This is a genomic window from Falsiroseomonas stagni DSM 19981, from assembly GCF_900114315.1.
GTDB lineage: Bacteria > Pseudomonadota > Alphaproteobacteria > Acetobacterales > Acetobacteraceae > Falsiroseomonas > Falsiroseomonas stagni.
The window spans coordinates 210,311-222,493 of sequence record NZ_FOSQ01000008.1 but is presented as its reverse complement, the minus strand read 5'-3'; the positions used below and the strand labels follow the sequence as shown (position 1 = coordinate 222,493).

The following is a 12,183-nucleotide window of genomic DNA, read 5'->3' as shown; positions in this document are numbered from 1 at the left end:
GGGGCAACCCCCGGCGTTTTTCGTTGGCAGGGGCATGACCCGCACAAAAGCAGGCGAGGGTTGCATCCCACGCACGGCCTTACCCCTTGGCCATGGGTCGCGACCGGAGTAGATAGCCATCATGCAGGCACGCAAGCTGTTTGATTTCAATGACCGTCGCACCGCGGCGGAAGAGGCCCGTAAGAAGGCAGCCGAGAAGTTCCAGGCGCTGAAGAGCCGCCTCGACGATCCGGCCGTCCAGCAGAAGATGGCGGAGCAGAAGGCGATCGCCGAGGCGCGCGCCCAGCGCCAGGCCGAACGCGCCGCCGCCAAGGCCGCGGAAGCCGCCCGGATCGCCGCCGAGAAGGCCGCCGCCGAAGCCGCCGCCGCCGCCGCCCGGAAGGAGGAGGAGCGCCGCGCCGCCGAGGAAGCGATGCGCGCCCGCGCCGCCGAGATCGACGCGATGAACCGCGCCTCCATCCTGGATGCCGAGAAGAAGGCCCGCGCCCTGGCCGTCGCGGCCGAGCAGAAGGCCAAGCGCGACGCCCGCTACGCCGCCCGCAAGGCGCGCACGAAGTAAGGCTTCCCGCTGCGGCGGAAGACGACGGAACGCCCGGCTGGCCCTGCGCCCGCCGGGCGTTCTGTTCTATGGCCCGCCGTTTTGTGGGCCACCGGGCGTCTTGGGTTTCAGTGTCCCAGCATCGCCGCCAGCTCCGGGTTGCAGGCCGCCAGCGCCGGGCCGGCGGGCAGGCCGAGGCGCTTCGAGACGGCCCAGGCACTGGCGAGGTTGGAGGAGAGCAGCGGCACGCCCAGCCTCTCCCGCATCCATTCCATGGCATCCAGCGTCGGCATCCCGGTGCCGGACAGCAGCACGGCGCAATCGGCGGGCGGGTTCAGCTTCGCCAGGCCATCGGCCACTTCCTCCGGCGTCAGCTCATAGGCGCGGAAGGTCTCGCTGACCTTGAAGCTGTCCGCCAGTTCCAGCCCGGCCAGGCGCCAGTAGCGTTCCGCACGCTCCGTCAGCCAGCCGGGATAGGGGGAGAACAGCAACAGCTTCGGTCGGCCGAGGGCGGCCAGCGCTTCCGCCAGGCCGCGGGCGGCGAGCACTATCGGGCGGCCCAGCGCGGCGGAGACGCGGTCCTGCGTGGCGGCGTCCTGCTCCGGCGTCACGGCGTAGCTGGGGCCGGTGATGCCGTAGATGGCGGCATCCATCGCCAGCGCCCCGAAGCCATCGAGCGACCGGTCCAGCGCTTCTAGATAGGCGGCGTTGCGCTGTTCCAGGGTGGTGCCGGGCATGACGGGCATGCGGGTGACGTGCAGCGCGGCCTGGGGGGCCAGCAGGTGGCGCGTCTCATGCTCCACCGCGGGGTTGGCGGAGGGGGTGACCAGCGCGATCCGGTGCGTCGGATGCCAGGCGCGGGGCGGGTGGGTCATGCGGGCGATCCAACACGGGAAATGTCGAGCATGCTGGCCTCCCGCGCCCAGGTCAGGGTTTCCCGGGGCGTCAGGGCGGCCATGCGGGCGACCTCATCCGCGGGGGTTGCGGCGACGCGGGCATCGGTGCGGGGCAGCAGCGCGTCGCGGACGACGCGCAGCCGCGCCTCGGCCCAGGATTGCAGCAGGGCATCGGGCGCGCCGTGCAGGACGGCGGCGAGGGTGGCGGCGAGCGTCATCGCATCATGGATGCCGGCATTCATGTTCATGCCGCCGCGGGTGTTCGTCAGATGCGCGGCATCCCCGGCCAGCAGCACGCGGCCGGCCTGGTAGGACAGCGCCATGGCGCGCTTCACGCCATAGACGTCCCGGCCCTCGATCGGCAGGTCCCGCAGCGCCGGCAGGAAGCGGGCGATGCGGGCGCGGGCATGGTCTTCCTCGAGTGCGGCCTCGTCGCTCATGTCGGGGCCGACGCGGAAGATCAGGCGCCAGACCTTCGGCATGCGGAGCAGGGAGCAGGAGCCGGCCTGGTCATAGAGATAGCCGAGGCCGTCGAGGCCCGGGATGTGATCCCGCAGGTCCAGCGGCGTCAGCAGGCGCAGCACGCGATGGGCGTAGTCATTGGTATCGGCCGCGATTCCCGCCAGCGCCCGGATGGCCCCGCCGGCGCCGTCGCAGCCGATGGCGTAGCGGGCGCGGTGGGTGGTGCCGTCGGCGGCAGTGACCTCCACGCCGGTATCGTCCTGGGCCAGGGCCTGGGCGCCGGCATTGAAGCGGACGGTGTCCGGCGGCAGGGCGGCGAGCAGAGCGGGGGTGACGTCCTGCTGTTCCCGGTGCCAGCGATGGGGGAAGCCGGTGTCATCCGCCAGGATGCCGAGGTCGATACTGGCGGCGCTGCCGTCATCGACGCGTCGCCAGAGGATGCGGTCGATGCGCACGCCGCCCGGCAGCAGCGGCTTCAGGACGCCGAGGCTGTCCAGCGCATCGAGGGTGGGTGGGTGGAAGGTGGAGGCGCGCGACGCGGTGGAGAGCCCGTCGCGCTTCTCCAGCACCCGCACGGCGATGCCGCGCTGGTGCAGCGCAAGCGCCAGGGTCAGGCCGACCGGGCCGGCGCCCGCGATCAGGATATCGGTGTCGTGGGTGGTCACCCGAAAAGGTCCTTGGCCGGCTGGTCATGCAACAGGGCGGCGATGGCGGCGGTGGCGCCGGCCTCGCCCAGGGTCGGGGTGGCGAAGCGGCGGAATTTTGCCAAGGCCTCGGCTTCCGACATCGGGCGGTCGGGGTCGCCGGTGACGCCGGTGATGGTGGCGCTGTGCTCGCCGATGGTGAGCGTGGCGCCGCGCAGCCCGGCGGCGGTGAGGGCGGGGTCTTCCCGCAATTCGATCGAGGCTTCGAGGGCGCGGAGTGCCGGATCGGCCAGGGCTTCGTCGGTATAGGCGGCGGGACCGAGATCGCCCTGGACCAGCGCGGCGGCGACGGCCCAGGTCAGGCTGAACTGCGCGGCGATGGCGGCTTGGGGCGCGCGGTTGCCGGCGTAGCGCAGCGCCTCGGCATAGGTGGAGAGGGTGATTCTCGAAAAGCCCTCTCCCCCCGGCGGCGGGAGAGGGTTGGGTGAGGGGGCGGAGCCTTGCGCCAGCGTCCGGCGCAGCTCAATCGCCGCCGCCGCCCCGTAATGCGCGTGCCGAACCCCCGCGAAGGGCTTCAGATAGGCCGCTTCCAGCAGCCATTCGCCGGGCGGCGCGACCTGCGCTGGCGCCTCGTGCCCCAGCGCGATGCGGCGGCCCTCGGCGAAGCCGGAATCCGGCGCATCCATTCCCGCGCAGGCGCCGGCGGCGGCCAGGCTGCCAAGCAGGGCGGCGTGGCTGGCGTAGCTGTTGCGGCCATCCATCCCGGCGGCGATGGGGGCGTAGAGGGAGAAGGGGATCTGGCAGGCGGCGAGGCGCACGGCGCGGCCGATGCCCCCCGGATCCAGCCCGGCCAGCGCGGCGGCGCAGGCGGCGGCGCCGAGGCTGTGCCAGGACCCGTCCACATGCATCCCGGGCCGGATGCGCCAGGCCTGCCCGGCCCGGGCCGCGACCTCATACCCCAGCGCGAAGGCGGCGAGCGCCGCAGGGGTATCGGCGCCGCGCGCGCGGGCGACCAGGGCGAGCGGCGCGACGGGCAGCGCCGGGCGGCCATGGGCGCTGGCGAGACCTTCATTCGCCTCGTCCCAGCAGGTGGCGGCGGCGAGCACGGCGGCGGCCGCAGCCGGCGCCAGGCGGGCGCCAGCCAGCGCCACATCGCCGGGGAAGGCGTGCTGCATGGCCGTCGCGTAGGCGGCCACGCGGGGATGCCGCAGCCCCGCCAGCGCGCAGCCCAGGCTGTCCAGCAGCAGCAGCCGCGCCTTGGCGGCGGCCGCGCTGCCGGGCGGCGGACCGGCCGCCGCCCAGGCGATGACACTCGAAAAAGTCATACCAGGCGCCCGAAGGTTTCACCTTCGTGCCCCTCAAACGCCGGGCGGGCCGCATCCGCGGCCCTTGGCTTCGCGGCACTTGCCGCGGCGGCCATTCGGCCGCTCGGCCCTTCGGGCCGCAGGTCGGAACCTCGTGCGTCCGGTATCACTCGGCGCGGGCGCCGGAGCGGCGGACGGCGTCGCGCCAGATGCGGCGCTCCCGATCCATCAGGGTGGCGAGGGTGGCGCGGCCCTGGGGCATGGCATCGGCCTCCCGCTGCGCCAGCACCGCGGCCCAGGCGGGGCCTTCGAGAACCGCGCGGAAGGCGGCTTCCAGCCCGGCCTGGATCGGCTCCGGCGTGGTGCCCTGGGCGAAGACGCCATACCAGGGGCTGGCATCGAAGCCGGATACGGTCTCCGCGATGGCTGGCACGTCCGGCATGGCGCGGAAGCGGCGCGCACTGGTCACGCCGATGGCGCGCAGCGCGCCGCCCGCGCTGACCTGCGGCTTGGAGGTGGCGAGGCCATCCAGCGCCACGGGGATGGTGCCGGCGACCATGTCCGTCAGCAGCGGCGCGCTGCCGCGATAGGGCACATGCGTCATCGCCACGCCGAGCGTCGCGCGCAGCAATTCCATCGAGAGATGCGTGAAGCTGCCGACGCCATTCGATCCATAGGGCAGGCCATCCGGCGTGGCGCGCAGCCTGGCCACCAGCGATGCCACATCCGTCACATCCGGCAGCGCGCGGGGCGAGACGACGAGCAGGTTCGGCTGTTCCGCCAGCATGGCAATCGGGAGAAAATCCGTGTCGGGGTCGTAGCTCAGCCGTTCGAACAGCACCTTGTTGATGGCGATGATGCCCTGCGTCGCGACCAGGAGGGTGTGGCCATCCGGCGTGGCGCGGGCGACGGCCTCCGCGGCCAGGTTGCCACCGGCGCCGGCGCGGTTCTCCACCACCACGGGCTGGCCCCAGCGGGCGGAAAGCTGGTCGGCCGCCGCGCGGGCCAGGATATCCGTCAGCCCGCCCGGCGCGAAAGGCAGCACCAGGCGGACGGGGCGCGTGGGGGCCCAGGCGGACTGTGCGCGAACGAGTGACGGCACGGCGAGCGCCGCGCCGAGAAGCAGGGCGCGGCGTGTGGCGTTATGCATGGTCGGGGCCTTCACTGACGATAATCGGGTTCCTCGCGATCCAGCACCCGACGCCAGGCGTTCAGGTGCAGGCGCGCGTCGATCTTCTCGCCCCAGGGGCCGAGGTGGTTGCGGCGGAGCCTCTCGGGCAGCGTGTGCATCGCGCGCCCGGTGGACATCGCCGTCATCTGGTACATCGCGGTGCGTTCCGCGATGAAGCATTCGTCGAAGGCGTCATGGACCGTGGGGCCGACCACCGTCACGCCATGGCCGCGCATGACCATGACGGATTTATCGCCGAGGCAGCGCGCGATGCGGTCGCCTTCCTCATTGTGGTGGACGGGTTCGTCGCCTTCCTGGTCGTAGACGATGCGGTCGTTCAGCAGCAGGTTGTTGTGGTGGGACAGCTGCAATTCGGTGTCCCGCAGCAGGGACAGCGCCGTCAGCCAGCGGGGATGCACATGCACCACGCAGGCCGCGCGCGGGTTCAGCAGGTGGATGCGCGCATGGATGTGGAAGGCGACCTTCCGCAGCTCGCCCGTCCCTTGCAGCACCTTGCCGTCCAGGTCGCAGACGATCAGGTCGGACGCCTTCAACTCCTGGAAGAGATAGCCGCGGGGATTGATGAGGAAGCGCGGCGGGCCGTCCCCCGGCAGCATCAGGGAGTTGTGGTTGCCGATCTGCTCGTTCCAGCCTTCCCGCGCCGCGACGCGGAAGACGGCGGCCATGTCGCAGCGCAGTTCCCATTCGGCGGCCTCGGCCGCGCTGTCGCTCAGGCGTTCGATGATGGCGGACATGATCGAGCCCTCCTCCGGGTTCGGGTGAAGCCTACAGGTCGCGGGCGATGACGGCCACGGGGTCCCCGACCTTCACCCGCCCCGCATGGCGCACGCACCAGAGCAGGCCGGTGGCGGCGTAGGAGAGGGGGATGGCGGGGCCAGTGGGATCCTCGATGCGGTGCAGCAATCCGGCGGGCGCACCGGCTTCGACGCTGCTGCCGAGGATGTCCGCGGCTTCCCAGATGCCGTCGCAGGGGGCGAAGACATAGTGCGCGAGGTCGGGCACCGTCATGCGGCGGGATGGCGTCGTGATCTCCGGCTTGCCGTCCAGGATGCCGGCATGGCGCAGCAGGTTCGCCACGCCGCGCCTGGTGATGGCGAGGTTGGCGGGGTTGAGGCGCCCGCCGCCGCCGAGTTCGGAGGAGAGTGCCACGACGCCGCGGGCTTCCGCCTGGGCGAGCAGGGTGGGGCCGGCATTCACCTCCCGCAGCAGCATGGTGACGGGGGCGTTGAAGGCATCGGCCATCGCCAGGGTCTTCGCTTGCAGGCCTGCATCATCGAGGACGTGGCCCGCCGTGCTGGCGACGATGTCCATGCCGGTGCCGCCGGAGTGCAGATCCTGCTGGTAGTCGCAGAGCGGCAGCAGCACGCTGTCGATGTAATGCGCGAGCGAGAGGGCGAAGCCGCCGAAGGGATCGCCGGGGAAGCAGCGGTTGAAGTCGCGGCCATCGAGCGGGCTGAGCCGCTTGCCCGCCGCGCAGGCGGGGTAGTGCATGGCGGGGATGATGATGACGCGGCCCTGCACCTGCTCGGGCTTCAGCGTGCGGGCGAGGTCGAGCAGCGCGACCTGGCCCTCGTATTCGTCGCCATGGTTGCCGGCGGTCAGCAGCATGGTGGGGCCGCTGCCATTCGCGACGACGACGATGGGCACCGGGATGGTGCCCCAGCCGCTGTCGTCGCGGGATTGCGGCACGCGCAGATGGCCGGCCTGGCGGCCCTTCGCGGCGAAATCGACCTCGGCGACGACGGGGCTCCCGGCAAGGGAGGACTGGGCCGACATTTCTTCCGCGCTCCTCGACGTGGCGGATTGAACCCCGCCGCAAGCGAAGGCTAGCATCGTCGCGACAATGTGGGAGAGGGGGGTCGGTCCATGCTGACACGTCGCCAACTGGGTCTTGCCGCAACCGCCGCGGCGGCCGGTTCTCCTCTCGCGAAGCCAGCGATCGCACAAGGCGCTCGCGGCACCGTCGTGATGGCGCAGCAGGCGCAGCCGCCCTCCCTCGATGCCCAGGTGACGACGGCGCAGGCCAGCCGCAACATCAACCTGCATGTCTATGAGACGCTCTTCGCCCGCGACGAGGCGGGCAACCCGAAGCCGGACCTGGCGGAGGGCGTCGACATTTCCGCCGATGGGCTGACCTATCGCTTCTCGCTGCGCGATGCGCGCTTCCACAACGGCAAGCGGCTGACGAGCGCGGATGTGAAGGCATCACTGCTGCGCTACGGGCGCGTAGGCGGGTCGGCCTTCATCATGCAGCCGGTGGAGGCGATCGACACGCCGGATGCGAAGACCGTCGTCGTCAGGCTGAAGGAACCGAGCCCGGGCTTCATCGCCGGCATATCCTCCCCCCGCGCGCCCTGCGCCATCATCCCGGAGGAGGAGGCGGGGAAGGATGCGTCGCGCATCGAGGTGATCGGCACGGGGCCCTTCCGCTTCGTGGAGTTCCGGCCTGACAGCCATGTGCGGCTGACCCGCTTTTCCGACTATGTCCAGAACACCGTCTACCAGGGGATGGACGGGTTTGCCGGGCGCAAGGTCGCGAATGTCGAGAACCTGATGATCCGCTTCGTGCCGGAAGGGGGCGCGCGGACGGCGGGGTTGCAGGCGGGCGAGATCCAGATCCTGGAAGCCATCGCGGTGCCGGCGGCGCAGCGGCTGCGGAACGACCGGAATCTCGCGATGCATGAGATGATGCCCTGGTCCTTCCAGACCCTCATGCTGAACCACGTCATGCCGCCGATGGACAATCCGGTGTTCCGCCGCGCGCTGCAGGCGGCCCTGGACCTGGAGGAGATCATGGCGATCTCCACCGATGGCCTGTATCGCATGACGCATGGCTGGCAGCATCCGGGGACGGAGTTCTTCGCCGGCGATGTCGGCCGCCCGCTCTACAACATCAACAGCAAGGACCGCGCGCGGGCGCTGCTGCGGGAGGCCGGGTATCGGAACGAGGAGATCATCCTGCTCGGCGACAGCAGCTTCTCCAACCACCAGGCGACGATCGTGACGGCGGCGGAGCAGCTGCGGGCCGTGGGCATCAATGTGAAGGTGGTGATCACGGATTGGCCGACGGCCTTCAGCCAGCGCACGCAGCGCACGGGATGGCACCTCTGGGCGCTGATGCTGGGGATCGAGCCCTATGAGGGACCCTATGGCGTGGTCGGCTTCTTCAGCGGCCACGCCCCGGTGCAGCATGCGCGGGACGAGGTGATCGAGGATTGCCAGCGGCGGCTGACGACCTCGCTTTCGGCGGAGGAGCGGAAGAAGGCGGTCAGCGACTTCCAGGCGCGGATGTATGACCAGGCCATCGCCATCAAATGCGGCGATGTCGGCATCGTGCAGGCCACGCGGGCCAGTGTGCGGGACTACAAGCCCTATCGCATCCCCCGCATGTGGGGGATCTCCCTGGCCTAGGCGGTGCTGCGCTACGCGCTGCGGCGCATCCTGGCGGCGCTGCCGGTCCTGCTGCTGGTCTCGCTGATGTCCTTCGCCATCGTCTGGATCGTGCCGGGCGATGTCGCGGCGGAAATGGCGGGGCCGACGGCGACGGCGGAGGAACTGGCGCGGCTGCGTGAACGGCTCGGCCTGAACCGGCCCTGGCATGAGCAGCTTGTCGGCTGGTACTGGGCGCTGGCGCAGGGCGACCTCGGGGAGAGCATTCTGCTGCGGCAGGGCGTGGGGGCGGCCATCCTGGAAAGGCTGCCGGTGACGCTGTCGCTGACCTTCCTGGCACTCGGCATCGCGCTGGTGGCGGGCACGGCGCTCGGCGTGGTGGCGGCGGTGCGGGCGGGCAAGGGGGCTGATCGCGCGGCGATGGGGGCGGCGCTGGTCGGCTTCTCCGTGCCGGATTTCTGGCTCGGGCTGGTCTTCGTCTATGTGTTTGCCGTGCAACTCGCCTGGTTGCCGACGGGGGGCTACGTGCCGTTCGGGCAGGACCCGATCGGTTGGGCGCGCGGCATGGTGCTGCCGGCGGCGACGCTGGCGCTGGCGCAGATCGGGCTCTTCGCGCGGATGACGCGGGCGGCGATGCTGGAGGTGCTGCGCCAGGATTATGTGCGAACGGCGCGGGCCAAGGGCATGCCGGGCTGGGTGGTGATCGGCAAGCACGCACTGCGCAACGCGCTGATCCCCGTGGTGACGGTGGCGGGTATCGCCTGCGGCGTGCTGCTGGGCGGCACGGTGGTGATCGAGAGCGTGTTCAGCCTGCCGGGCGTCGGCCGGCTGATCGTCGGCGCCATCCAGCGGCGGGACTATCCCGTGATCCAGGGCGGGCTGCTGCTGACGGCAACGATTTTTGTCTGTGTGAACCTTGCCGTTGATCTTCTCTACGCGTGGTTGGACCCGAGGATCAGGCATGGCCGGTAAGGCACCCGGCGCGCTTTCCCGGCTGATCGCGCATCCCTCCTTCCGCTGGGGGGCGCTGCTGTTCGGGATCATCGTGCTCTGCGCGGTCTTCGCCTGGTGGCTGGCACCGCATGATCCCTTCCGCAACAATTTCCGCACGCGCTTCCGCGCACCGGACGAGACCTTCTGGCTCGGCACGGACCGCTTCGGGCGGGACATCCTGTCGCGCACCTTGCACGGGGCGAAGGTTTCGCTCCGCATCGGCCTGGGTGTCGCGGCGCTGACCGCGCTGGTGGGGGGCACGATCGGCGCACTGGCGGGCTTCGTGAAGCGGCTGGACGGGCCGCTGATGCGCTTCATGGACGCGCTGATGGCCTTCCCCGCCGTGCTGCTGGCCATTGCGCTGGCGGCGGCGCTGGGACCGTCGGAGGTCAATGCCATCCTGGCGCTGTCCATCGCCTATGCGCCGCGCACGGCGCGGGTGATGCGGGCGGGGGTGATGGTGGTGCGGGAATTCCCCTTCGTGGAGGGTGCCCGCGCCATCGGTGCCTCCCCGGCGCGGGTGCTGCTGCGGCACATATTGCCGAACGCCATGGCGCCGCTGGTGGTGCAGCAGACCTATGTCTTCGCCCTCGCGATCCTGGCGGAGGCGGTGCTGAGCTTCCTCGGTGTCGGGCCTCCGCCGCCGACGCCGACGCTCGGCGGCATCATCGCGGATGGGCGCGACTACATCCAGGAAGCGCCCTGGATCTCCCTGGTGCCGGGCGTGGCGATCGCCATGACGGTGCTGGGGCTGAACCTGATGGGCGACGGGTTGCGGGATGCGCTGGACCCGCGGCTGCGGACCGCGATCCGGTGAGCGCGCTGCTGAGGGTCGAGGCGCTGTCCGTCGCCTTCGGGAAGACCGAGGTGCTGGATGGCGTGAGCTTCGACATCGCGCCCGGCGAGGTGCTGGGCATCGTCGGCGAAAGCGGCAGCGGCAAGTCGATGACCGCGCTGGCGATGATGGGGCTGCTGCCGCCGGGCGGGCGGATCGCCTCCGGCCGGATCGTCTTCGAGGATGTGGAGGTGAGCCGCTTGCCGGAGCGCGAACTCGCGAAGATGCGGGGCGCGCGGATGGCGATGATCTTCCAGGAACCGATGGCGTCGCTGAACCCCGTGCTAACGGTGGGGGAGCAGATCGCGGAGGTGCTGCGCCACCACCGCGGGATGGATCGCCGCAGCGCCCATAACGAAGCGGTTTCGCTGCTGAAGCTCGTGGAGGTCGCGGCGGCCGAGCGGCGGGTGGATGAGTATCCGCATCAGCTCTCGGGCGGCATGCGTCAGCGCGCGATGATCGCGATCGCCCTGGCCTGCCGGCCCCGGCTGCTGGTGGCGGATGAGCCGACGACGGCGCTGGATGCGACGGTGCAGGCAGGCATCCTCGACCTGCTGCGGGGGCTGCGGCAGGAATTCGGGATGGCGGTGCTGCTCATCACCCATGACCTCGGCGTGGTGGCCGATATCTGTGAGCGGGTGGTGGTGATGTATGCCGGCCGCGTGGCGGAGACCGGCGATGCAGGCGCGATCTTCGCCGAGCCCGGGCATCCCTATACCCAGGCGCTGCTGGCGGCGATTCCGCGGCTGGAGGGTCCGATCGGCACGCTGCCGGCGATTGCGGGCGTCGTGCCCTCGCCGGCGGATTTCCCGCCGGGCTGCCGCTTCGCGCCGCGCTGTCCGCATGCGATCCCGGCTTGCGAGGCGGCAGCGCCGGTCTTGCGGGCGCTTGCGGGTGGCACGCAGGCCGCCTGCATCCGCGCGGAGCACGCCGCATGACGCTGCTGGTGGCGCGGGACCTGAGAAAGACCTTCGCTGGTGGGGTGCGGGCGGTGGATGGCGTCGATCTCGCGATCGGGGCCGGGGAGACGCTGGGCCTCGTGGGGGAGAGCGGCTGCGGGAAATCGACGCTGGCGCGGCTGGTGTTGCGGCTGATCGAGCCGGATGGCGGGACGCTCGCCTTCCGGGGCGATGACATCACGCATCTGCCGGAGCGTGCCATGCGCGCGTTGCGGCGGGACATGGGGGTGGTGTTCCAGGATCCTTTCGGCAGTCTCAATCCGCGGATGAGTGTCGCGCAGCTGCTGGCGGAGCCGCTGGTCGTGCATGGCATCGGCGATGGCGCATCGCGCGCCGCGCGCGTCTCGGCCCTGCTGGAGCTGGTGGGGCTGCTGCCGGAGCACGCCGCGCGGTATCCGCATGAGTTCAGCGGCGGGCAGCGGCAGCGGATCGCGATTGCCCGTGCCCTGGCGACGGAGCCGGCCTTTCTGGTCTGCGACGAGCCGACCAGTGCGCTGGATGTCTCGATCCAGGCGCAGGTGCTGAACCTGCTGCGGGAGTTGCAGGAGAGGCTGGGCCTGGCCTGCCTGTTCGTCAGCCACAATCTGGCCGCGGTGCGTCACATGGCCCCGCGTGTGGCGGTGATGTATCTCGGCCAGGTCGTCGAGGAAGCGCCGCGGGAGTCGATCTTCGGCGCGCCCCAGCATCCCTATACCCAGGCGCTGTTGTCGGCGGTGGCGGAGCCTGGCCAGGCGCGGCGGACGCGGATCGTGCTGAAGGGGGAGGTGCCGAGCCCGGCCGATCCGCCGAGTGGCTGCCGTTTCCGCACGCGCTGCCCGCGGGCCGTCGCGCACTGCGCGGCGCAGGTGCCCGCCCTGGTCGGCACGGACCATCGCGTAGCGTGCCACTTCCCAGGCACGCTGGATTGAACTGAGGACGGTCCAGGGGCGTCACGCCCCTGGCGGATGGGGTGGGCGGAAGGCAGCGCCTT

The 12,183-nt window shown here is 71.1% G+C and carries 12 protein-coding genes; 6 read left to right on the top strand and 6 right to left on the bottom strand.

Translation table 11 applies throughout. The features are described from left to right. The first annotated feature begins 121 nt into the window (after positions 1-121). A complete protein-coding gene (locus BM041_RS19925; RefSeq protein WP_092961644.1) occupies positions 122-559 on the top strand; it encodes a DUF6481 family protein in 438 nt (145 codons plus the stop codon). Positions 560-666: 107 nt separating this feature from the next. Here the strand turns inward: BM041_RS19925 and BM041_RS19920 are convergent, their stop codons facing one another. The 6 genes from BM041_RS19920 to BM041_RS19895 form a co-directional block, all read right to left on the bottom strand. Next, complete coding sequence (locus BM041_RS19920) at positions 667-1,413, bottom strand: maleate cis-trans isomerase family protein (RefSeq protein WP_092961643.1); 747 nt, start codon at positions 1,411-1,413, stop codon at positions 667-669. After that, positions 1,410-2,561, bottom strand: a complete 1,152-nt coding sequence (locus BM041_RS19915) for an FAD-dependent oxidoreductase (RefSeq protein ID WP_092961642.1) — start codon at positions 2,559-2,561, stop codon at positions 1,410-1,412. Before BM041_RS19915 ends, BM041_RS19920 begins: the two co-directional genes overlap by 4 nt. Next, positions 2,558-3,865, bottom strand: a complete 1,308-nt coding sequence (locus tag BM041_RS19910; protein ID WP_092961641.1) for an MmgE/PrpD family protein — start codon at positions 3,863-3,865, stop codon at positions 2,558-2,560. The genes BM041_RS19915 and BM041_RS19910 overlap by 4 nt, the downstream gene beginning before the upstream one ends. 145 nt (positions 3,866-4,010) lie before the next feature. Continuing rightward, positions 4,011-4,994: a Bug family tripartite tricarboxylate transporter substrate binding protein gene (locus BM041_RS19905; protein WP_139226107.1), complete on the bottom strand. Its 984-nt coding sequence runs from the start codon at positions 4,992-4,994 to the stop codon at positions 4,011-4,013. Between the two features lie 11 nt (positions 4,995-5,005). Continuing rightward, positions 5,006-5,770, bottom strand: coding sequence for a class II aldolase/adducin family protein (locus tag BM041_RS19900; RefSeq protein ID WP_092961639.1), 765 nt, complete (start codon positions 5,768-5,770; stop codon positions 5,006-5,008). 31 nt (positions 5,771-5,801) lie between these two features. Further along, positions 5,802-6,812: a succinylglutamate desuccinylase/aspartoacylase family protein gene (locus BM041_RS19895; protein ID WP_175534048.1), complete on the bottom strand. Its 1,011-nt coding sequence runs from the start codon at positions 6,810-6,812 to the stop codon at positions 5,802-5,804. 192 nt (positions 6,813-7,004) lie between these two features. Here BM041_RS19895 and BM041_RS19890 point away from each other — a divergent pair, with 192 nt between their 5' ends. The 5 genes from BM041_RS19890 to BM041_RS19870 are packed head-to-tail and all read left to right on the top strand — an operon-like array spanning position 7,005 to position 12,121. Continuing rightward, entirely contained in the window at positions 7,005-8,447 is a 1,443-nt protein-coding gene (locus BM041_RS19890; RefSeq protein WP_245762176.1) for an ABC transporter substrate-binding protein, read from the top strand. 3 nt (positions 8,448-8,450) lie between these two features. Further along, entirely contained in the window at positions 8,451-9,398 is a 948-nt protein-coding gene (locus BM041_RS19885; RefSeq protein ID WP_175534047.1) for an ABC transporter permease, read from the top strand. After that, entirely contained in the window at positions 9,388-10,236 is an 849-nt protein-coding gene (locus BM041_RS19880) for an ABC transporter permease (protein WP_092961636.1), read from the top strand. Before BM041_RS19885 ends, BM041_RS19880 begins: the two co-directional genes overlap by 11 nt. Then, positions 10,233-11,192, top strand: coding sequence for an ABC transporter ATP-binding protein (locus tag BM041_RS19875; RefSeq protein WP_092961635.1), 960 nt, complete (start codon positions 10,233-10,235; stop codon positions 11,190-11,192). Before BM041_RS19880 ends, BM041_RS19875 begins: the two co-directional genes overlap by 4 nt. Then, positions 11,189-12,121: an ABC transporter ATP-binding protein gene (locus BM041_RS19870; RefSeq protein WP_092961634.1), complete on the top strand. Its 933-nt coding sequence runs from the start codon at positions 11,189-11,191 to the stop codon at positions 12,119-12,121. Before BM041_RS19875 ends, BM041_RS19870 begins: the two co-directional genes overlap by 4 nt. Positions 12,122-12,183: the final 62 nt, after the last annotated feature.